The sequence below is a fragment of the Mycobacterium sp. BK086 genome, assembly GCA_004362315.1.
In the GTDB taxonomy this organism is placed as follows: domain Bacteria; phylum Actinomycetota; class Actinomycetes; order Mycobacteriales; family Mycobacteriaceae; genus Mycobacterium.
Genome location: SNWL01000003.1, coordinates 1494070 through 1514287, shown reverse-complemented (window position 1 = coordinate 1514287; position 20218 = coordinate 1494070). Strand labels below are relative to the sequence as shown.

22 protein-coding genes and 1 pseudogene are annotated in these 20218 nt (G+C 65.4%); 13 read left to right on the top strand and 10 right to left on the bottom strand.

Annotation, left to right across the window (positions count from 1 at the left end; genetic code table 11):
• The first annotated feature begins 14 nt into the window (after positions 1-14).
• Positions 15-893 (top strand): cyclopropane mycolic acid synthase family methyltransferase, encoded by an 879-nt coding sequence (locus tag EV580_RS07515; RefSeq protein WP_133690418.1) that lies wholly within the window; start codon positions 15-17, stop codon positions 891-893.
• Here the strand turns inward: EV580_RS07515 and EV580_RS07510 are convergent.
• A complete protein-coding gene (locus tag EV580_RS07510; RefSeq protein WP_133690417.1) occupies positions 890-2044 on the bottom strand; it encodes a geranylgeranyl reductase family protein in 1155 nt (384 codons plus the stop codon). The genes EV580_RS07515 and EV580_RS07510 overlap by 4 nt on opposite strands.
• Before the next feature lie 46 nt (positions 2045-2090).
• The gene (locus tag EV580_RS07505; RefSeq protein ID WP_133690416.1) at positions 2091-3506 is read right to left on the bottom strand and encodes a TIGR00366 family protein; all 1416 of its coding nucleotides are present in this window, start codon (positions 3504-3506) and stop codon (positions 2091-2093) included.
• A gap of 119 nt (positions 3507-3625) precedes the next feature.
• Between EV580_RS07505 and EV580_RS07500 the strand changes: the two genes are divergently transcribed.
• Positions 3626-3946, top strand: a complete 321-nt coding sequence (locus tag EV580_RS07500; RefSeq protein ID WP_133690415.1) for a WXG100 family type VII secretion target — start codon at positions 3626-3628, stop codon at positions 3944-3946.
• Here EV580_RS07500 and EV580_RS07495 read toward each other — a convergent pair.
• Positions 3936-5012 carry a phosphotransferase gene (locus EV580_RS07495; protein WP_133690414.1) on the bottom strand — a complete coding sequence of 359 codons (1077 nt, stop codon included), beginning with the start codon at positions 5010-5012 and terminating at the stop codon, positions 3936-3938. The two genes, EV580_RS07500 and EV580_RS07495, sit on opposite strands and share 11 nt — an antisense overlap.
• Before the next feature lie 115 nt (positions 5013-5127).
• On the opposite strand from EV580_RS07495, the gene EV580_RS07490 reads away from it, so the two are divergent.
• The 4 genes from EV580_RS07490 to EV580_RS07475 all read left to right on the top strand — a co-directional run bounded on the left by EV580_RS07490 (position 5128) and on the right by EV580_RS07475 (position 8431).
• A complete protein-coding gene (locus EV580_RS07490) occupies positions 5128-5730 on the top strand; it encodes a TetR/AcrR family transcriptional regulator (RefSeq protein ID WP_133690413.1) in 603 nt (200 codons plus the stop codon).
• Between the two features lie 9 nt (positions 5731-5739).
• Positions 5740-6609, top strand: coding sequence for a LysR family transcriptional regulator (locus EV580_RS07485; protein WP_133690412.1), 870 nt, complete (start codon positions 5740-5742; stop codon positions 6607-6609).
• A gap of 105 nt (positions 6610-6714) precedes the next feature.
• On the top strand, positions 6715-7935 hold the full coding sequence (locus EV580_RS07480) for an MFS transporter (protein WP_133690411.1): 1221 nt from the start codon (positions 6715-6717) through the stop codon (positions 7933-7935).
• A gap of 22 nt (positions 7936-7957) precedes the next feature.
• Complete coding sequence (locus EV580_RS07475) at positions 7958-8431, top strand: hypothetical protein (RefSeq protein ID WP_133690410.1); 474 nt, start codon at positions 7958-7960, stop codon at positions 8429-8431.
• 18 nt (positions 8432-8449) lie between these two features.
• On the opposite strand, the gene EV580_RS07470 is transcribed toward EV580_RS07475, so the two are convergent.
• Complete coding sequence (locus EV580_RS07470) at positions 8450-9208, bottom strand: FadR/GntR family transcriptional regulator (protein ID WP_133690409.1); 759 nt, start codon at positions 9206-9208, stop codon at positions 8450-8452.
• Positions 9209-9297: 89 nt separating this feature from the next.
• Between EV580_RS07470 and EV580_RS07465 the strand changes: the two genes are divergently transcribed.
• From EV580_RS07465 to EV580_RS07435, 7 genes and pseudogenes are all read left to right on the top strand, one after another.
• Positions 9298-10506, top strand: a complete 1209-nt coding sequence (locus EV580_RS07465) for a cytochrome P450 (protein WP_166654606.1) — start codon at positions 9298-9300, stop codon at positions 10504-10506.
• Positions 10488-11546 (top strand): NAD(P)H-dependent amine dehydrogenase family protein, encoded by a 1059-nt coding sequence (locus tag EV580_RS07460; protein ID WP_286171486.1) that lies wholly within the window; start codon positions 10488-10490, stop codon positions 11544-11546. The genes EV580_RS07465 and EV580_RS07460 overlap by 19 nt, the downstream gene beginning before the upstream one ends.
• Positions 11543-12661, top strand: a complete 1119-nt coding sequence (locus EV580_RS07455) for an ABC transporter substrate-binding protein (RefSeq protein ID WP_133690407.1) — start codon at positions 11543-11545, stop codon at positions 12659-12661. The genes EV580_RS07460 and EV580_RS07455 overlap by 4 nt, the downstream gene beginning before the upstream one ends.
• A complete protein-coding gene (locus tag EV580_RS07450; protein ID WP_133690406.1) occupies positions 12658-13719 on the top strand; it encodes an NAD(P)H-dependent amine dehydrogenase family protein in 1062 nt (353 codons plus the stop codon). The genes EV580_RS07455 and EV580_RS07450 overlap by 4 nt, the downstream gene beginning before the upstream one ends.
• A 76-nt stretch (positions 13720-13795) precedes the next feature.
• Positions 13796-15484, top strand: coding sequence for a sensor domain-containing protein (locus EV580_RS07445; protein ID WP_166654605.1), 1689 nt, complete (start codon positions 13796-13798; stop codon positions 15482-15484).
• A gap of 81 nt (positions 15485-15565) precedes the next feature.
• Entirely contained in the window at positions 15566-16618 is a 1053-nt protein-coding gene (locus EV580_RS07440; protein WP_133690404.1) for a DNA topoisomerase IB, read from the top strand.
• A gap of 9 nt (positions 16619-16627) precedes the next feature.
• Positions 16628-17167 (top strand): annotated as a pseudogene (locus EV580_RS07435) (cysteine hydrolase family protein).
• An 11-nt stretch (positions 17168-17178) separates the two neighbouring features.
• Here EV580_RS07435 and EV580_RS07430 read toward each other — a convergent pair.
• From EV580_RS07430 to EV580_RS07405, 6 genes are read right to left on the bottom strand one after another with little or no spacing between them, the layout of a single operon-like run.
• Entirely contained in the window at positions 17179-17517 is a 339-nt protein-coding gene (locus tag EV580_RS07430) for a PRC-barrel domain-containing protein (RefSeq protein ID WP_133690403.1), read from the bottom strand.
• Positions 17504-17887 (bottom strand): PRC-barrel domain-containing protein, encoded by a 384-nt coding sequence (locus EV580_RS07425; protein ID WP_133690402.1) that lies wholly within the window; start codon positions 17885-17887, stop codon positions 17504-17506. The genes EV580_RS07430 and EV580_RS07425 overlap by 14 nt, the downstream gene beginning before the upstream one ends.
• Positions 17884-19113 (bottom strand): NRAMP family divalent metal transporter, encoded by a 1230-nt coding sequence (locus EV580_RS07420; protein ID WP_133690401.1) that lies wholly within the window; start codon positions 19111-19113, stop codon positions 17884-17886. Before EV580_RS07420 ends, EV580_RS07425 begins: the two co-directional genes overlap by 4 nt.
• Positions 19113-19541, bottom strand: a complete 429-nt coding sequence (locus EV580_RS07415) for a hypothetical protein (RefSeq protein ID WP_286171485.1) — start codon at positions 19539-19541, stop codon at positions 19113-19115. The genes EV580_RS07420 and EV580_RS07415 overlap by 1 nt, the downstream gene beginning before the upstream one ends.
• Positions 19542-19564: 23 nt before the next feature.
• Positions 19565-19933: a hypothetical protein gene (locus tag EV580_RS07410; RefSeq protein WP_133690399.1), complete on the bottom strand. Its 369-nt coding sequence runs from the start codon at positions 19931-19933 to the stop codon at positions 19565-19567.
• A gap of 8 nt (positions 19934-19941) precedes the next feature.
• Complete coding sequence (locus tag EV580_RS07405) at positions 19942-20199, bottom strand: DUF7218 family protein (protein WP_133690398.1); 258 nt, start codon at positions 20197-20199, stop codon at positions 19942-19944.
• Positions 20200-20218: the final 19 nt, after the last annotated feature.

Genomic DNA, 20218 nt, shown 5'->3' with positions numbered 1-20218 from the left:
CCGAATACCGATATATGACGGACAAAACCCGCGTCCTCGCGCCGTATTTCGACGATGTGCAGGCGCACTACGACCTGTCCGACGAGTTCTTTCGGCTGTTCCTGGATCCCACCCAGACCTACAGCTGTGCCTACTTCGAGCGTGCCGACATGACCCTGGAACAGGCTCAGCTCGCGAAGATCGATCTGTCGTTGGGCAAGCTGGGGCTGCAGCCGGGCATGACGCTCCTCGATATCGGGTGCGGCTGGGGCGCGACCCTGAAGCGCGCCGTGCAGCGTTTTGACGTCAACGTCATCGGCCTGACCCTGAGCCGCAACCAACAAGCCAGTGCGCAGCGATTGCTTGACCACAACTCCAGCACGCGCTCCAAGCGGGTGCTGCTGCAGGGCTGGGAGCAGTTCGAGGAGCCGGTCGACCGGATCGTATCCATCGGCGCCTTCGAGCATTTCGGTCGCGATCGTTACGACGATTTCTTCCGGACCGCGTACACGCTGCTGCCGCCCGGCGGGATCATGTTGCTGCACACCATCATCAAGCCGACCGATGAAGAGTTCGCGGCCAACGAGCTGCCGCTGACGATGACGATCCTGCGATTCGTGAAGTTCATCATGGACGAGATCTTCCCCGGCGGTGATCTGCCCAAGCCGTGCACCGTTGTCGAGCACGCGGCCAAGGCGGGCTTCGAACTGCAGCGCGCTCAGCGACTGCGGCCGCACTATGCACGCACGCTGGAGATCTGGGCGGCAGCGCTGGCGGCCCGCAAGGACGACGCGATCGCGCTGCAGTCAGAAGAGATGTACGACCGCTACATGCGTTACCTGACCGGGTGCGCCCAGCTGTTTCGCGACGGCTATACCGACGTGTGTCAGTTCACCCTCGTCAAGCCTGCTTAGAAGGGTAGGGACACACGCATTTTGGCGTGACTCACGCCGTCGAGTACGCGGCGACCGGTGTTGGCCACCGCCGGGATGCCTGCCAGCCGGTGAAAGAGCCTGCCGTGGCGGTACTCCCGGCCCCAAGTCGCGGTGATGCGCTGTTCGTAGTTCGTGAAGTCGTCGGGGCCGCCATTTGTGAGTGCGGCGATGACACACTCGCCGGCGGCGAGCCCGGACTGCAATGCCTTGGAGATCCCGGCACCCGACGCCGGTCTGGCAGCGCCCAGCGCGTCGCCGGCGAAGACCACACCCGGTCGCCACGGCGGCCACGCGGTGAAGCCCATCGGTAGTCGCCAGGCCTGCACTGCCTTGTCCTTTCGCAGCTCGTCGACGGTGGGCAGCTCCCACTCGCGGGGCAGGGTCGCGAGGAACTCGCCCAGGAGTTGGCTGACGTTGATCTCGTGCCACCGCTTGTAGCTGTTGACGTATCCCAGCCCGATGTTGAGCCGGCCCGCGCCCATCGGGAACACCCAGCCGTAGCCGGGCAGTTGGTCGCCTTGGAACGCCAGTTTCAGATAGATGTCGAGGGAGTCGGAGTCCGGACGATTCGCCGGCATCTCGGCGCGAATCGCGATCGCCGAGTAGCCGTTGTACCGCGAGGTCAGCTCGAGGCCACGCTTGACGGGCGAGTAGGCGCCGTCGGCGGCGATCACCGCGTCGGCATAAACCGGCTCACCATCCTTGAGCGTCACCCCCGTCACTCGGCCGTCGCCGTCCAGGATCGGGCCGGCGACCTCGGTGCCCTGGCGCACCTCGGCGCCCGCTGTCCGGGCGTTCTCGAGCAGCAGCGTGTCCAGTTCGCGCCGTGGGGCGCAGTGGCCGTGGTTGGGCATGCCGGGCCGGCTCGGGAATGACAGCTCCAACCGATGGGGGCTGTAGATCGTGGCCCGGTTGACGCGGTGGAACTTGTCGACCTCGTCGGCCAAGCCCATCTTCTGAAGAAGACTGACCGCGCGGGCAGTCAGACCATCGCCGCACGGCTTGTCGCGGGGGAACTCGGCCTTGTCCAGGACGACCACCCGCGCTCCGGTCTGTACGGCTTGCCACGCGGCCGATGAACCTGCCGGCCCGCCGCCCACAATCGCCACGTCATAACGCTGAGTGCCCATATGCGGTATTCGGCGCTGACGGCGCCGCGGACGGGTGCGAATCCAGCTAAATCACGTGCGGCGCAATCAGCATGGTGGCGCCCAGCACAACGAACCCGATCAGGAACGCGACGATCGTAAAACCCATCACCTGGCGGACATTCAGCTTCGCGATCGCCAGCAGGGGCAGCAACCAGAACGGCTGGATCATGTTCGCCACCCCCTCGCCGACGGCGACCGCCATCGACATCAACCCGAGATAGCCCTCCGAGTGCTGGCCGATCGCCAGTGCCGAGTCGACGGCGATCGGGCCCTGCACGGCCCAGTGCCCTCCGCCGGACGGCACGAACAGGCTGATTATCAACGAGCCGACGAACGTCAGGAACGGCAGCGTGTACTCCGACGCACCGTGCACAAGTGCCTCGGCCAGCAGCGTCTGCAGCGGCTTGATGTCCTTGGTCGCCTGGTATCCGAGCAAGCCGATCAGGCCGCCGTACAACGGATACTGCAGCAGCAGTGGACCCGACACCTTCGCGGCACTGGTGAAAGCCCGGATGAACCGGATCGGAGTTTTGTGCAGCAGCGCGCTGGTGATCGTCAGCAACATGATCATCGAGGAGATGTTCAGCGCGAAACCACTGATCCAGAAGTACGCGATGCCCGCGACAAAGATCAGGACGTTCAGAATCCACAGGTTTTCCAGCCATTCCGCGAACGTCTTCTTGCCCTGCGGTTCGGCCTCAGCCTCCGTCCCCTCCTCCTCGTCGAACACTGCAGGATCGGGAGCAAGGGTGCTCGACGGCGCCATCCGCCAGATCGCCAGCGCCAGCACCGCCAGCACGACGAGCACCGACAGCCAGCTGTACGGCTGGAAGATCGTCTCCGAAAGCGGCACCGTGAGCCCAGTCATCTTGTGAATCACGTTGATTGGGCTGCTGCTGTCGGTGTTGGCCAGCGCGATCGACGACGAGAGCCCCTGCGTCCACACAACGAAGCCCATGAACGACGCCGCGATGAGATAGCCGAAGTGCGTGTCGGGCAACCGCTTTGCGACCTGCCGCGCAACCAGGGCCCCGGCGACCAGTCCGAGCCCCCAGTTCAACAGGTGCAGCACGGCGCTCACCCCGAAGCAGAGCAGGGCGGCCTGAACCTGATTCTTCGGCTTGCCTGCGATGTACACGATGCCGCGCTTGAGCACCGGCGCCTCGGCCAGCGTGTAGCCCGTGACGAGGATCAGAACCATCTGGAACGCGAACGTGAAGATGTTCTGCTGTCCCCACACGCCGCCGTACCACGCCTTGAGCATGCCGCCGGGCGTGGCGCCCTTCACCAGAAACGCGACCAGTGCGGCGACGATGACGGTCAGGATGACCGCGAACAGATAGGGGTCGGGCATCAGGCGTTCGACGTACCTCACCGACACGTCGGTCAGGGATTGCATGACGCCGCGACGCTTGGGCCTGACTTCTTCGCTCGTCGTCATGATCTACCCCCGGTTAAGTGCCTGGTCCGGCAGGGACTCTAGCGGCTGCGTCGACAGGTGACTAGCGTCCTGTCGGCCTTTGCTGGTATCCAGGAACCAGCAGGTCTGAGGGGTGGAATATGTCGCTTCGGGTCAATATCGAAGATCTGGCCGCATCCGGCGTCGCGGTCAGTGGTCACGGCGAGGATGTGGCCGTCAAGCATGCCGCGGCCGCCAGCCGGATCGACGCCGCCCAGGTCGGGTGGCAGGGGACATCGGCGCTGGCCATGACGGCTCTGTCCGAGCAGTGGCTGGCCACCACAGCCTCCTTGCTCACTCGCCTGAGCGATCACGCACAGGGGCTGCACACCAGTGCCCAGGGGTTCACCGAGATGGAGCAGCGCAACAGCCAGGCGCTGGAGGCTCCGGCGCAGGCGGCGAACGCGATCGTTACGCCGTGATCTCGGCGATCGCCGACGGGGTGTCCAGGTCGCCGTAGGCGTTGGCATAGCGTTGCGCCAGCGCGACGGCAACCTCGAGGCGCTGCCACAGCCCACCGCCGCTGCTGGCGGTGGCCAGCCACAGCGCCAACCCATGAGCGACCGACGCGCGGTAGCGCAGCCAGATCTCGTCCATGCTCGGCAGCTCATCGGCGGGCAAGCCGAGCGCGTCGCGATAGTCCGCCAACAGCGCTCGTTCGTGCTGGCGGCGGTCCTCGACGGTCAGTGCGCCCTGCAGGAAGTACCCGACATCCAGTGACCAGTTGCCACGGCGGGCGACCTGCCAGTCCAGGAATCCGACCTCGCCGCCGGGGGTGACGTAGGTGTTGCCGATGTGCGGATCGCCGTGCAGCAGCGTCTGCGGCGAGGTGGTCAGCGTCCGGATGTAGGGCTTCCAGGTGCCTTCCACCAGTTGCTCGATCGACATCGACAACACCTCAGGGGGAGTGCTGGTGTCGAGTTGTTCCAACGCACTGGGCAGTGGCGCGTACTGCAATCCGTCGAACGGTTCGAAGGGCTCCAGCCAACCCAACGCCGGCTCAGAGATGACGCGCGATCCCCAGTATCGTCCGTGCATCCGGCCGAGTCCGCACATCCCCGATCGTGCTTCGTCGATTGTCAACGGCCGCAACGAGTCCCGCGGATCCGCACCCCGCGCGGTCAGGTCTTCCATGACGAGGCAGAAGTCGTAGGCGTCCTCGTCGATCAGCGCGGCGTACACGGCGGGATGTTCCAGGGGAAGCTCCACCCCGGAGCTGAACAGGCGTGGCTCGTGGAACATGCCGCTGGTCATGCGGATGAGTTCCTTATGGTCGGGGTCGGCGGCCTTGACGAACACGGTCGCCGGGCCCTGGCCCTCGGAGTAGGACAAGCGAAGGCGCGCACGGCGATTGGTGCCGTCGTCGCGAAGGTCGATGGCGACGTCGCTGACGACGGCGCCGGGATGGTGAGCGGCCAACGCCTGGGTCATCCAGCTCGGCGAGACCTCGGCGAAGTCGGTGGGCACCGACAATTCAGATGTGCTCATCTCCGGGTGTGCTCCTCGCGACTGTGCCATTACGACACGATTTGTGTCGTAATAGCGGTAACCTACGGCACTACGAACCAGATCGGCAATGAATCGGCGAAGTTAGGCTCGTGACATGGCACAACCGCTCGGCCGGCCCAGGGACGCCTCGCTGGACGCGGCGATCCTCGACGCCGTGCGCGAGCTACTGGTCGAGTCCAGCTACGCCGAGCTGTCGATGGATGCCGTCGCCGCTCGGGCGCGCGTGGGAAAGAAGAGCATTTATCGACGCTGGGCGTCGAAGGCGCCGCTGGTCGCCGAGGCGGTGTTGGACGCCTACGGGCGCGACGGATCGTTCGAAGTGCCCGACACCGGCAACCTTCGCGCGGATCTGCTGCGGTGGCTGGTCGAGCACGGCGAATTCATCACCGAACCCGCCAACGCCAAACTCATCCGCGCACTGGTCGCCGCTGCGGCCGCGAGTTCCGGTGACACCGAAGCGCTTTACGAACAACTCAGCGTGCCGCAGCGCGGTGGGCTCGTCGATCGGGTGCGCCGTGCGATGGCCGCCGGCGCGGTGTGCGCCGACGCCGACCCCGATGCGATCGCCAACGCGTTGATGGGCACGCTGCTGCTGCAGGTGATGAGCGCGCCGATCCCGAACAACCACGCCTTCGAGCGTTACGGGGCATTGGTGGATGCGCTGCTGGACGGCGTGAGTGCCGCACCAGATGGCTAGGGTCTAGACGTGCATCTCGAAGAACTGCAGTGGTTCGTGGTGCTGGCCGAAACCGAACATGTCACCGATGCCGCGGCCGAGTTGGGGGTGAGCCAACCCACGCTGTCGCGTGCCCTGACCCGGATCGAGGACAAGGCCGGCGCGCCACTGTTCGACCGCGTCGGACGTCGGCTTCACCTCAACGAGTACGGCCGCATCATGCTCGAGCACGCCCGCCGCAGCGTCGCCGAGGTGCAGACGGCCGTCGACCGGATCGCCGCGCTGCGTGACCCGGACACCGGTCGGGTGCGGCTGGCTTTCCTGCACTCGCTGGCCAACTGGTATGTGCCCGAGCAGCTTCGGCGTTTCCGGGAATCCGCGCCGCGAATCGCGTTCGATCTGTTTCAGGGGCCGGCGCACGAGGTCGCGCAACGAATCGCCGACGGCGGGGCCGATATCGCCATCACCTCACCGCGTCCCGATCCTGCCACTGTTGTGTGGCACCGGCTGTACGTCGAACGGCTGTGCCTGGCGGTGCCGGTCGCGCACCGTTTCGCGACTCGCAGCCGGGTGAGCCTGTCCGCGGCGGCCGACGAGCCGTTCGTCGCACTCGAGAAGCCACTCGGGTTGCGGTTGTTGACCGACGACTTGTGGGCCGAGGCGGGTATCGATCCCGAGATCGTGTTCGAGGCCTCGGAGATTCCGACGATGGAGGGCTTGGTGGCAGCCGGATTCGGCGTCGCCGTGGTACCCGTGCCGCGCGACGCGGCCGATGCACGGGTAGTCCACGTGCCCCTGTCGAACAGCCGGGCCAAACGCGAGGTCGGAGTGGCGTGGGGGAGTGATCGGCCCCTGGGCCCACCGGCAGAGCGCTTCGTCGAATTTCTTATCGGCCGCTAGCACCACTCGGCGGTCCCGACTCAACTGCAGTCATACGCCAGTCGCATGAAGGTCAGCCGTTTCATGCATTGGACACATCAGTAGCCCATTTCTACTGTCGGCTTTATGACCGTTGACCAGTCCCTGCAACCCGTGTGGACTGGGCACACCCGCGGATCGACCGCCTACGCGCGACTGTTGGCGGCGCTGTTCTGTGCCGGAGTCGCAACGTTCGCCCAGCTCTACTCGCCGCAGGCCGTGCTTCCGCTGATCTCGGCCGACCTCGGTATCGGCGCCGCGACTGCGGCACTGGTGGTTTCGGTGTCCACCGCGGGTCTGGCGCTCGGTGTCATCCCGTGGTCGGCGCTGGCCGATCGCATGGGCCGGGTGAAGGCCATCACGATCTCCGTCTCGGGTGCCACAGTCGTCGGGATCCTGCTCCCGTTCGCGCCGACGTTCGGACTGCTGATGGCGGGCCGCTTCGTCGAGGGCCTCCTTGTCGGCGGTGTCCCCGCGATCGCAGTGGCCTATCTGACCGAAGAGGTCGAGCCCGTGCACGCCGCCAGGGCCGCGGGCACCTTCGTGGCGGGAACGACGATCGGGGGCCTGCTCGGCCGTCTGGTGTCCAGCCCGGTCGCCGAGTTCGCCGGCTGGCGCATCGGTGTCTTCACCGTCGCGGTGATCTGCGGCCTGGCAGCGATGGCGTTCGTGAAGCTGGCGCCCGAGCTGCGCGGCTTCACCCCCGCGTCGCGGCACGGCACCAATCCGGAGGGAGACCTGGCCCACCGACTGGCCGCCAACCTGCGCACACCGCGCCAATTGGTGCTCTTCGCGCAGGCCTTCCTACTGATGGGCGGCTTCGTCGCGCTGTACAACTTCCTCGGCTTCCGCCTGACCGCGGCGCCCTTTCACCTTGCGCCGTCCGTCGTCAGCCTGGTGTTCCTGGCCTACCTGGCCGGCACGTGGGCGTCGTCGCGGGCCGGTGCCGAGGCGGCGCGCTTCGGGCGCAGGCGGATCTTGCTGACGTCCGTGGCGGTGATGATGATCGGGATCGCAATCACGTTGAGTGACAACGTGTTCGTGGTTCTCATCGGTTTAGTGGTCGCCACGGCCGGCTTCTTCGGAGCGCATTCCACAGCGGCCGGATGGACCGGCCAGGCCGCGCCCGTCGGCAAGGCTCAAGCCTCGTCGCTGTACAACCTCTTCTACTACGGCGGGTCGAGTGCCATCGGCTGGTTCGGGGGAGTGGCATTCGACGCTCGCGGGTGGACCGCGGTCGCTGTCACGATCCTGGTGCTGGCGGGCATCGCGGCGGCGCTGGCCGCGGTTTTCCTGCGGGACGCGTAACGGGCGACGGATACTCAGGGCCATGAACGCCCTACATGCCCTGCGGATCTGCGCGCTGGCCGCCGCCCTCGGACTGACCACCGTGATCGGTCACGGAGTCGCGACCGCTGACGACGGTACCGGCGCGCCCGCCCCCGGGCCGTCGTCTGCTGATGGGACATCGGTGGATGACGACGCGACCGCTCCGCCGCTCAAGACGTCGGGCACGTCGACATCCCTCGGCAACGGTCGTATCCCGGGCGATCCGTCCCGGTTTGGTGGGGCGGGGTCGATCATGTCGGGCCTCGGTGGCATCTCGTCGGGGGCGACTCAGTACGACGCGGCCACCAAGGCGGAAGCTGACGAGATCCGGGACATGGAGCACTTGGTCGAGATGTCGCAGTATTCCGACGAATACCAGGAGCAGATGTTCGAGCTCATGGCGGACATGAGGTCCACAATGGCTGAGATCGCGGCGAATACCCAGAATGAGCGGGTGACCGCTATCGAGCGGTAGCCGTCAGCTCTCCATCGATCAGGGCAACAGGTCGACCAGGCTCGTCGAGGCGGCACGCGTCATCGTGCGCACGAGGTACTGCATGTGGGAACGCCAATGCTTCTCGGCGCCGTCGGCATCGCCCGCGTCGAGGAGTTCGACGAGCCGCCGCTGCGAACGCAGGTCGCGCTGCCGGATCGCGGCCGAGGTGAGGTTCTTGTCGGCGCGGCTGACCGCGATGAGCGCGCTGGCGAGCACTTTGTCGAGCGTTCCCGCGACGATGCTCAGCGTCTGATTGCCGGCCAGCGCCACCAGCGCCTGGTGGAACGCGTGGTTGGTCAGGCCGAACGCCTCGTGGTCGTCGATGACCTGTTCCTCGCGGGCGATCAATGCTCTGAGTTGGTCGATCGCCCCCCGCCGGCCACGGGGGAGGGACGCGATGGCTCGCGCGGCCGGCGGCTCGAGCAGGTAGCGCCCTTCGAATACGTCGGCGAGCGAGACGTTCTGGGCGCGCAGCAGCATGGCGGCCGTCCGCGCGGTCATGCGCTCGTCGGGGGAGCGGACGAAGATGCCGCCGCGGACTCCGCGGACCACTTCGATCAGGCCCTCTGTCTCCAGAATCCGCAGCGCTTCCCGCAGCGATGGCCGCGACACCCCGAACCGCTCCACCAGATCGGGCTCCCGCCCCAGCGCTGCGCCGTCGGCAAGCGCGCCGCTGATGATTTGCGAACGCAGCTCGGCCGCAATCTGTTCGGGCTTCTCGACGGTCTGGGTGGCCTGGGCCCTGCCTGCAGTCACGTCGCCGCCTCGGAATCAGATCAGGAAACATCTAGATATTTTCAAACTACCATGCTCGAATACATCTAGATATTTAGATGGGAGTGTCAGTGACGGAGGCAAGTGCCGTACGGGCCGAGCGGCCGGTGAAGAAATTCCAGTTCGTCAGCGGCGGCGCCGGTGCGGGCCTCGACTCGCGGTCACCGCAGTCGGCGAACCATGGGCTGGCGCAGCAGGGTTCGCTGGCGTTGGGCAAGAGCGTGATGGTAGGACGGCGGTCGCTCGTCAGTGCGGCGCTCAACGACGCGATGACGTTCTCCTCGGCCGACCTGGTCGAGCAAGGGCAAACCAAGCCCCTGATCCCGCTCGGCATCGACCCGCCCGAGCACACCCGATTTCGCACGCTGCTGGAACCGATGTTCTCGCCGCGACGGATGGAGGCTCAAGAGGCTGACATCGCGCAGCGCGTCAACCGCTTCATCGACACCTTTATCGATCGCGGATCATGCGACTTCACAGCGGAATTCGCCGAACTCTTCCCGTCGTCGGTCTTTCTCGGCCTGATGGGTCTGCCCTGGGAGGAGCTCGACACGCTGGTCGCGATGCGCGACGGGCTCCTACACCCCGGCACCGACGAGTCGACCCTCGACGAGAAACTGGAGATCCAACGCCGCACGGCCCAGGATGTCTATGCCTACTTCGATTCAGTTCTGGACCAACGAACGGCCGTACCGTGTGACGATCTGCTCACCGAATTGACCCAGGCCCGTCTCGACGGTGGCCCGGTATCGCGCGATGACCTGCTGTCCATCTGTTTCGTGCTGCTCACCGCGGGTCTCGACACCGTGACCGACACCCTCACCTGCTTTTGGGCCTACCTCGCTCAGCATGCCGAACAGCAGCGGCAGCTATCCGACCAGCCCGACGTCATTCCGCGCGCCGTCGAGGAACTCCTGCGCTGGGAAACGCCGGTGCCGTGGGCGGTTCGCTGGGCCCGCGAGGAACGCACTCTGGGTGAGCACACCGTGTCGGCGGGCCACCACCTGCTCGTCAACCTCGGCGCGGCCAATGTCGATCCCGCCGATTTCTCCGATCCACTCACCGTCGATTTCGACCGCCGAGGTAACCGTCACCTCGCCTTCGGCGCGGGCCCACATCGCTGCCTCGGCTCACACCTGGCCCGTCGCGAGCTCCGAATCGCCTTGCGTGAGTGGCATCGTCGGATTCCCGAGTACACCCTGAGTCCGGGGTATGAGGTCCGCTACCGGCCGCCGTTACGGTTCGTGCCGGATCTGCAGCTGTGCTGGCCGTCGCGGTGAGCATCACCCGGGTGGCGCAATGGGCCACCGGAGCTACCGGCCGGCTGGCGCTGCGCGCGGTCATCGATTCGACCGACCTCGAACTCGTCGGCGTGCGGGTCTACGACCCGGCGAAGTCGGGCCGCGACGCGGGCGATCTTGCCGGCCGAGCGCGGACTGGCGTCCGGGCCACCGACGACAACTACGAGATCGTCAGGGCCAAGCCGGATGTCGTGCTCTACATGGGTAGTGTGGAACGGCACCCGGATTCCTGCTTCGAGGATGTGGCTCACCTCCTGAGCACCGGTATCGATGTCATCGCCACCGGTAGTTCGTTCGTCGACGTGTATGGGTTCGATCCAGACCGGGCGAGCGTGATCGCCGCCGCGTGCGCCGATGGTGGCGCCTCATTCCTCGGGGTCGGCCTGTTTCCGGGATTCTGGGGTGAGGCGGTGGTACCCGTCCTGTCTCGGCTGTCCGCCGGCTGCGACGAGATTGTCGTTCGCGAATCCCTCTCCTACGCCGGATATCCCAGCCGCGAGATGATGTTCGACGTCATGGGCTACGGCCATCCACCGGATGCCACGTCACCGGTCCTGAGTGATCCGCAGCGTGCGGGACAGGCATTCGTGGCCACCGCGCGGATCATCGCCAAGGCACTCGGGCTCGCCATCTCGTCCTGCGAGCCGTACCGGGAAACGGCCGTCACCGAGCGCGAACTCGAGGTCGCGTCCGGTGTGATCCCCGCGGGAACGGTCGGTGCGATCAAGCTGGGGGTCCGGGCCGATTGCGGTTCGACGACGATCGGCGTCGAACACGTGACCTGGATGAGCCCCGATGTCATTCCGCAGTGGTCCCGCGCCGAAGGCTACGAGATCGAGTTCGGCGGCGCGCCCACCCTGCGCTGCAACCTGGTGCTGGGTACCCGGGGCGAGGATCACACTGAAATGGGCTGTCTGGCAACGGCCATGCACGCCGTCCACGCCATCCCGGCCGTCCGCCAGGCGCCGCCGGGGATCTTCGACCTTGCCGATCTCGAATTCAGGGGAGCCGTACGATGACGTCGACACTCGAACCGGCCCGGATCGGCCTGCTCATCGACTACCTCGACGATGACGGCACCTTCGACGAGAACATCCTGCCGGCACTGCAATTGGTCGCCGACGAGTACATCGAACAGGGTGTGCTGGAGCGCCCGGTCGAGTTTGTCGTGCGAGCCGTGCAGGGGCTGCCGAATGGCTCGTTCCGCGCGGTCCGCGACGCGTTCTTCGAACTCGTCGAGGAAGACGTCCACGTCATCTTCGGGCCGTGGGTCTCCGAGAACGGTGCGGCACTGCGCCGCTACGTCGAAGACCTCGGCGAAGTCGCGTGCATCACGATGGGCGCCAGCGAAACGATGTTGGGGGAGTGGGTGTTCGGTCTGCCGGCCGGGTCGATGGAGGAGGAGCCGATCATCATCGCGACCGTCGCGGCACTGGACGGTTGCCGAACGCTCGGCGTCGCCTACGAAGATTCGCTGATCGGAACCGAATACCTCCGCACCACCCGGGTCGCCTGTGCCAGTGCGGGATTGACCATCACCACCGAAGTCGCGATCCCACAGGTGCAAACCGAGAAGCGCGTCGCCATGGCCACGCTGGCCGCCGACCGACCGGACGGAATCATCCACGTCGGCTTCGGGCTGGGCATTACCGGGATGAACGACGCGCTCGCCGAAGTCGGGTGGCTTCCCCCTCGCTACACGACCACCGCATTCGAATTCGCCTCGACCAGCGACTGGTGGCGTGAGCAGCTCGCGGGGTGGATCGGCTTGGATCAATACGACGAGAGAAACCAGACGGGACAACGGTTTCTGGACCGGTTCGAGCAGCGTCACGGCCGACGGCCCGAGTATTTCTTCCCCGTGTACTGCTACGACGTCGGACGGCTGATGATGATCGCTCTGGCCGATGCGCGACCACTGACCGGCGTCGGCGTCAAACAGGCACTCGAACGGATCAAGATGATTCCCGCGGCGACCGGTGCGCCCGGCACTCGATTGCGGTTTGGCAAGTACATCCGGCACGGCTGGATGGGAAGCGAATTCCTGGTCGCGCGAAGGGTGTTGCCGGACGCCAGCGCCATCGTCATGCACGGCACCATCGAAGGTCTGCTCGAACGGCCCGAGCTGTCATGACAATCCGGGTCATCCAGTGGGCGACCGGCTCGGTGGGCAAGGCGCAGCTCGCCGAGATCATCGATCGGGCAGACCTCGAGCTGGCCGGGCTCTACGTCTACGGCGCATCGAAGGTCGGCGCCGACGCCGGCGAGATCGTCGGTCGCCCACCAACCGGCGTCACGGCAACCGACGATGCCGCGGCCATCTTCGCACTGGACGCCGATATCGTCCTGCACGCGGCCAGTAAGGCCTTTCCCGGCAACACCAACACCGACGATATCGTCGCACTGCTCGCCTCGGGGAAAAGCGTCATCACGACGACGTCGTACAACCACCTCGCCACGTACGACCCCGAGGTGGAACAGCGCATCACGCAGGCGTGCGCACAATCCGGTGCCCGATTCCACGCCGCCGGTGAACATCCCGGCTTCATGTTCGAGCGGCTCGCGACCTCACTCACCGCGCTGTCCCGGCGGGTCGACAGAATCACCGTGCAGGAATTCGTCGACTGCCGCGCCATCACGGCGCGGGAGATGCTCGTCGACCTCATGGGCATGGGCAAGCTGCCCGAGGATGTGACGGCGGAATCCCCACTGTTCCAAGCGATCTCTATCCAGTACGAGCAATCTCTGGCCGCGACTGCCGATGTGCTCGGGCTGCGGATCGACGAGATCCGCACCGACGTCAGGACCGCGACGCTGCCCCATGACGTCGACGTTGCGTGTGCGACTCTGCCCGCCGGGTCGGTGGTTGGCCAGATCATGTCGTGGTCCGCCTATCGCGACGGGACACCGGTTCTGGTCGCCGAGGAGTACTGGACCGCAGTCGAGAACATCCCGGGCTGGGACCTCGCTCTGGCCGGTCAGTTCCTGATCCGCGTCATCGTCGATGGCGCGCCGCCGATCCGGCTGGAGCTCACGATCGACAACCACGAGACCGATCTCGAAGGTGTTGCGGGCGGCCAACTCGCCGCGGCGATGACGGCGGTCCGGGCCATTCCCTATGTGCTGGCCGCGCGCCCGGGTGTTGTCGTCCCCGAAATATTCGGCGCCTACCGCTGGCCCGAGGCAGGCTGACCGGCCCCTGCTCCTGACCGCGGCCCGGCACCGGGTATTTACACTGGGTTGGGGCGCAAGGGGGAAGGGAATTTTCGTGCACGGCAAATCCGGTGGCGTACAGGTGTCGATCGACGCCATGACCGCGGCGGCGGGATTCGTCGACCTGCCGCCACAGACCGGGATCGTCGTGCAGGACGCAAACGGTGAGATCGTCGCGGCATCCGAACGCGCGCAAGCGATTCTGGGCCTTGAGTTCGATGAGATGCGGGGCCGTACGTCACTGGATCCGCGGTGGGCCGCGGTCGACGAAACCGGTCAATTCGTCGAAGGTGCTCAGCACCCCGCGGTGGTCGCCCTGACTACCCGTGCGGCGGTGCGCAACCGGATCATCGGCATCCACCTCCCGGGCGGTGATGCGGTCGGCCATCACGTGTGGCTGGAGGTCGACGCCGTGCCTGTCTTCCGCGACGACGACCCGGCGCCATGGGTGGTGGTCGCGGTCTTCACACCGATCGGCGGTGAGCGGCTACGAACACTGGAACTGCGCGATTCGGAGCGCCTCTTTCGGACGATCGCAGAGCACAGCTCCGACATGGTGGCCTGGCAGCGGGTGCCGGACACCACGTTCTTGTGGGTATCACCGGCCTGCGGCACCGTGCTGGGTTTTGCCCCTGACGAGCTGATCGGCACCCGTGGGATCGATCTCGTCCATCCCGACGACCTTGGTCCGCTCGGAGAGGCATGGCGGGCATCGGTGACCGGGGTGCTGCCGACGTTCACCATGCGTATGCGCCATGCCGACGGCTCCTATCGCTGGATCGAGACCACCGCGCATGTGCTTCCCAGCCAGGAGGACAGGTCTGCGCAGATGATCACCGCCCATCGCAATGTCAGCGATCGTGTCACAGCGGAGCGGGCTCGCGATTCCGTGGTGCGGATGTTCGAGCTGGCCATGACCTACGCCACGATCGGGGTCGGGTGGCGCAGGTGGGACGGGATGCTTTCGCGGGTCAACCCCGCACTGTGCACGATTCTGGGCCGCAGCGCCGACGAGCTGGTAGGTCATTCTCTGAGAGAATTCGCGGCCGACGATGAATCCGATCGTGACGACGCCGTTGCCGCTGTCCGAGCCGGCACCCTGAGCCATCACGAGAGCGAGCGCCGTTTCCGCAGGCCCGATGGGACGGTGGCCTGGTGCCTACATACCGTCATCGGTCTACCCGACGAGGCCGGCGTGATCACGCACTTCCTGGTGCAGCTCCTCGACATCACCGAGCAGAAGAAGGCCGCCGCGCAACTCGAACGTGCTGCTCTCACGGATCCGTTGACGGGACTGCCCAATCGGACGGTTCTTGAAGGCCGCCTCAGCGATGCGCTCACCGAGGCACGCGCGGCCGGCACGTTCGTCGGTGTGTTGTTCATCGACATCGATCGGTTCAAGCGAGTCAATGACACCTTCGGTCATGACGCCGGCGACGACCTGCTGCGCGAGGTCGGTCGACGTCTGAGTTCGGCGGTGCGGCACAGCGACACAGTTGTTCGCCTGGGTGGTGACGAGTTTGTCGTTGTGCGCGAACACCTTTCCTTCACAGCGCAGCTGGATGGCCTGACCGCTCGTATCGGTGAAGTCTTCGCCGCACCCTTCGCGGTCAACGACCACGAACTGACGGTTGACGCCAGTGTCGGCAGTGCCTTCGGCAATGACCTCGCTGCCGACCAACTCCTCTCCCGAGCCGATGAGGCCATGTATCGAGTCAAGCGCAGTCGCCGGCCCGACGCGTGAGTGCTTCTGAGCCGGACTGTGGTGTGGATCTGTTGATTTACGGGTAACTCCTGGTCAGCGTCACGTGCAAGGAGGGACCCGATGCGGCTGAGGCGAAGCGTGCTCAGTGGACCGGGGATCACGCGCAAGCGTCATGGTTCCGGTTTCGCCTTTTACGACCCTGACGGACGCCGGATCGACGACGCGGCGACGGCGGCCCGGATCAAGGACTTGGTGATTCCGCCTGCGTGGAAAAAGGTGTGGATCTGCCCCCACGCGAACGGCCACGTCCAGGCTGTGGGAACCGACGCAGCCGGTCGGCGTCAGTATCTCTATCACCAAGCGTGGCAGGAGGAGCGGGCCGAAGAGAAATTCGATCGCGTCCTCGACCTGTCCAAACAGCTGCCGAAGTGGCGCGACGACGTCGCGGCCGATCTGGAGCGCCGGGGCTCGAGCCGTGAGCGAGTGCTGGCATTGGCGCTGCACCTGCTCGATCGGGGCTACTTCAGGGCAGGCGGAGAGCAGTATGCCGAGGAGCACGAATCGTACGGGCTGGCGACGCTCCTACGCGAGCATGTCACCCTCCGCGCGGGTTCGGTGGCGTTCGACTATCCGGCCAAGAGCGGCGTGCAGCGTACTTTTGAAATCGAGGACCCGGACGTGGTCCGCGCCATTCAAGCCCTACTGCGCTGCGACCACGACCTACCCCGACTTCTGGTGTGGCGCAATGGATCCTCCTGGCAGGAGGTGCATGCCGACGATCTCAACGCCCGCTTCAAGCAGCTCGCCGGAGATCAGTACAGCGTGAAAGATCTGCGGACGTGGCATGGCACGGTCCTTGCCGCCCAAGCCTTTGCCAACGCCGACCCGCCAGGTTCAGAACGCGCGATCAAGCGGGCGACCGCAGGGGTGATGAAAGAGGTTTCCGCGGAGTTGGGTAACACTCCCGCAGTCGCTCGCGGCTCCTATGTCGACCCCCGGGTCGTCGCAGGCTACGCACAAGGGGACACGATTGCCTCAGCGGTTCAGCGAGCTGAGCGGGCGCGGGCGCCCCGAGCCGCGCAAGAAATCCTGGAGAAGGCCACCCGCGCGCTGATTCGCCGAATAGCTAAGGCAGGAAGCACTTCTGAGTCGACTACGGCTCGCGCCGCCTGACGTCCGATCATGAGTGATACCGCGGTCCTCGTCATCGACATGCTGAACGACTAACGCCACCCCGACGCAGATCAATTGATGACCAGTGTGGCCACGATCATCGAACCACTCACCCATCTGATCGGGGCGGCGGCCGACCGTGACGACGTCGACCTGATCTACGTCAACGACAACCACGGCGACTTCACTGCCGACTACGCCGCGATCGTCGATTCGGCCCGCAATGGCGAACGTCCTGACCTGGTCGAGCCGGTGATCCCGGCCCCCGGTAGCCGGATGCTCACAAAGGTACGCCACAGCGTGTTCTACGCGACTCCACTGGACTACCTTTTGGGGCGGCTGGAGACACGAACGCTGGTGTTGACCGGACAAGTCACCGAGCAGTGCATCCTGTACAGCGCACTGGACGGATACGTGCGTCACTACGATGTTGTCGTCCCTCCCGACGTGGTGGCTCACATCGACCCGGAACTCGGCGCGGCCGCTCTGACGATGATGCAACGCAACATGCGGGCCGAGCTGCTCCCTGCGGATCGCTGTCTCCCGTGAGGCGGCTCGTTTCACCCGTCAGCAAGGAGTGGGGAATATTTTGTTGCCTCGCTTGTCAATTGGATCCGATTGTCCGTGACGTCGGCGACATCGTCCCAGACGGCCAGGAAAGTCCCGCGGTGACGCCAGCGCAGCAGCGCGGCCAGGAGCCGCGGTTGCGTGACTCTGCGACGTTCGTAACCCAGGTAGGACGACCGGGTATGCGGGCTGACGATGATCCCGAATACGCTGGGCGAGCCAGGATGATCGTCGACCGTGCCGGGCACGCACAACCGCACGTCGATGACGGTGCCGACCTGGTTCCCCGAGGTGTCGACGACAGGTAGTTCGAGAAGGTCACTGAGCTGCATGCCGGCCTCCCGGGATGCGGGCGATCAGCCGGTCACGCAGCCAGTGCTCGATCCACAGACCGTCGAACTGGTCTGCTTCGGGGCTCAGATGCACCGCCGCATCGAGTTTCGTGACCAACCGCCAGGGCAGGGCTTGTAGTCGCGAACGAGGCTGCTGGCCGCCGAACATGCGGGTGAAGAGGACTCGCCCGGTCAGGATGGCGGTGACGCGCGGCACCCGGTCGTCTATTTCTATCTCGAGGTCGTCGACGATGCCGACCGGCGTGCCGTCGGCGTCGAGCATCTGCCGATCCAGTAGATGCAGGCGCGCATCGATCAGAGTGCCGGTGGGCCTGGGTGCGTTTGGCAGTTCTCCACTCTGAACTGTCATTGGCCCGCTCCTGTCACAATCATCAGCGGAATCGCGGCCAGGGAGGCCGCGAGAATGATGACGAGAAAGAACGATCCCGCGATGTTGAGCGCGCGGCCGTTGACATGATCGCCCATGTATTCGGGGTCATTGGCGACGATGAGGATCGGAAGGTAAGTCAGCGGGAGCGCGATCGCCGAGAACACCACGGAGTATTCCGTCACCAGGATTGGGTCGACTCCGGTGAACAGCACCGCGGCACAGGCGATTACGGTCACCAGCATGACAGTGTGAAAACGTGCCGCCTCGGCCGGCCTGCGGAATTTGCCCCACGCCCAGCCGAAGAACTGAGCAAGCGTGTACCCAGCCGACAGTGTGGTCTCCAAGGCGGCACCGAATGTCGCGGCGACGATCCCAATGATCACGAACGCCAGGGCGAGTTTGCCGCCGGCCATCACCACCGGCATCGTGATCTGGGACAGCGACGTGACTTCGATTTGCGCAGGCAGCAGAACCACCGTCGCACATGCCGCAATAGCCAGAGACAGGATGCCACCCAGCGGGAATCCGACGAGCACATTGAGCCGGGACGTGTTGAGATCCTTGGTGGTCCAGCGCTCTTCGCGGGCGCCGGAGGAGAAGAAGAACACCTCGTAGGGCGTCATCGCCGCGCCGAACAGTGCGATGGCGAAATACCAGTAGGTGGCGGCTGATTCGCTTTCGGGGATGGCAGGAGCAAAGGCCTGGTGGGAGAGCGCCGACCAATCCGGATGCAGCGCGAAGACAGCGACGGCAAAGACGATGAGGCACAGGCCCAGCAATCCGGTGACGTTTTCCATGAGCGAGAACCGCACTCGCCAGATCACCAGCCAGACGCCGAATGCGGCGACCGGAACCCACAGCAAGGGACCGACGTCGGTCGCCAGCTGCAGGGCCAGGGCGACGCCGCCGATCTCGGCGGTGACGGTCATCAGGTTGATGAAGAACGACGCACTGAGGTTGGCTGCTCCGATCCGGGGACCGAGACGCTCGCGGATGATCTCGAAGGTCGCGCGACTGCTGACGGCGGCTACCCGACCGGCCATCTGGGCGTACAGGCAGATTCCCACCACTCCCAGCGGAACCACCCAGGCAAGACCGAGACCGAAACGGGAGCCGACGACGGCGTTGGTCACCAAATCACCGATGTCGAGAAAGCCACCGATTGCGGTGAGAATCCCCAACGCGACAGCGAAGATCTTCTTCATCAGCGGTAGGCCTGTTCGAGCGCATCAGCGCGGGAAAGCAGATGCTGCCTGAGCTGCTGGGGATCACCTGTCGGCGCGTCGCCCCGCAGCGAAGCCGAGGCGGCGTTGAGATCATCGATCATCCCCGTCATGGCGCCGGTCAGCAGTCTTTGACGGTCCAGATCGATGTGGTTGTTCGCCTTCAGTTCGGCGATGTCCTTGTAGGCCTTCACGACTTCGTCACGGGCATCGCTGATTTGGACTGCGGCCAACGAGCCGGGCGACTGGCCGTCTGACCACAATTGCACGGCCAGCGCCGCAGAGCGTGCGGCCGACTGCGTTTCTTCCTTCGCCGTCGCGAGTTGGCCTGGCATGCCGTCGCGATTGCTCGGACAGCATGTCAGGACGAGGGCGAGTAGGCCGCCGAGGAGGATCAGCGCACCGATCACTCCTGCCGGGTGGCGTGATCTCGCTATTGCCTGTCCCACGGCGCTGTGTCATCCATCTTCCGGTAATACTTCGCCAGATGGCTTTTCACGCGGTCGATATCCGACTCCGGCAAGTCGACCCCGCCCCGCGACCCGTCCATCACTGCGGCGGCGGCCATGACACCTCTGGGCACTGCGGTCAGCTTGCCGTCGATCACATCGGCGATGAGTAACTTGTAGGCGGTGAAGTTGTCCTTCTTGTCGCCGTCGTACCACACGTGGGCATCGCGATACTTGGCGTTGGGAGTGTCGGAGACGCCGGCCCAGGTGCGTACTCGTTTGTCGGCCGCGTCACCATCCCAGCTGCGGTCACGGTCGGCAAGCGGCAGGTTTTGGAATGAAGTGACTGTCATGACGCACCTCAGTGGTTGCGGAGCTTGGCTACCAACTTGTCTTTGGTGAGGCTCGAGTAGCCGGACATACCAAGCTCTTTGGCGCGCTTCTTGAGTTCCGGCACCGTCCAGTCATCGTAGCTTCCGGCTTTGCCGCCCTTGCGTCCAACGGATGATTTTCCGCGAGCCGCGGCGGCATTGGAAATCCGCGCGGCCTTCTCCTTGGAATTCCCTTCGCGGCGCAGATCTTCGTACATCTTCTCGTTCTTGATCGACGAGTTCGGCATAGCTGCCTCCTGTCCACAT

Bases quoted from the DNA above. Each gene is read 5' to 3' on its own strand.
- EV580_RS07510 (WP_133690417.1), bottom strand. From the start codon at position 2,044: ATGGGCACTCAGCGTTATGACGTGGCGATTGTGGGCGGCGGGCCGGCA.
- EV580_RS07505 (WP_133690416.1), bottom strand. From the start codon at position 3,506: ATGACGACGAGCGAAGAAGTCAGGCCCAAGCGTCGCGGCGTCATGCAA.
- EV580_RS07475 (WP_133690410.1), top strand. From the start codon at position 7,958: ATGAACGCCCTACATGCCCTGCGGATCTGCGCGCTGGCCGCCGCCCTC.
- EV580_RS07440 (WP_133690404.1), top strand. From the start codon at position 15,566: ATGCGGCTGAGGCGAAGCGTGCTCAGTGGACCGGGGATCACGCGCAAG.
- EV580_RS07455 (WP_133690407.1), top strand. From the start codon at position 11,543: ATGACGTCGACACTCGAACCGGCCCGGATCGGCCTGCTCATCGACTAC.
- EV580_RS07410 (WP_133690399.1), bottom strand. From the start codon at position 19,933: ATGACAGTCACTTCATTCCAAAACCTGCCGCTTGCCGACCGTGACCGC.
- EV580_RS07405 (WP_133690398.1), bottom strand. From the start codon at position 20,199: ATGCCGAACTCGTCGATCAAGAACGAGAAGATGTACGAAGATCTGCGC.
- EV580_RS07450 (WP_133690406.1), top strand. From the start codon at position 12,658: ATGACAATCCGGGTCATCCAGTGGGCGACCGGCTCGGTGGGCAAGGCG.
- EV580_RS07425 (WP_133690402.1), bottom strand. From the start codon at position 17,887: ATGACAGTTCAGAGTGGAGAACTGCCAAACGCACCCAGGCCCACCGGC.
- EV580_RS07430 (WP_133690403.1), bottom strand. From the start codon at position 17,517: ATGCAGCTCAGTGACCTTCTCGAACTACCTGTCGTCGACACCTCGGGG.
- EV580_RS07480 (WP_133690411.1), top strand. From the start codon at position 6,715: ATGACCGTTGACCAGTCCCTGCAACCCGTGTGGACTGGGCACACCCGC.
- EV580_RS07515 (WP_133690418.1), top strand. From the start codon at position 15: ATGACGGACAAAACCCGCGTCCTCGCGCCGTATTTCGACGATGTGCAG.
- EV580_RS07420 (WP_133690401.1), bottom strand. From the start codon at position 19,113: ATGAAGAAGATCTTCGCTGTCGCGTTGGGGATTCTCACCGCAATCGGT.
- EV580_RS07495 (WP_133690414.1), bottom strand. From the start codon at position 5,012: ATGAGCACATCTGAATTGTCGGTGCCCACCGACTTCGCCGAGGTCTCG.
- EV580_RS07490 (WP_133690413.1), top strand. From the start codon at position 5,128: ATGGCACAACCGCTCGGCCGGCCCAGGGACGCCTCGCTGGACGCGGCG.
- EV580_RS07500 (WP_133690415.1), top strand. From the start codon at position 3,626: ATGTCGCTTCGGGTCAATATCGAAGATCTGGCCGCATCCGGCGTCGCG.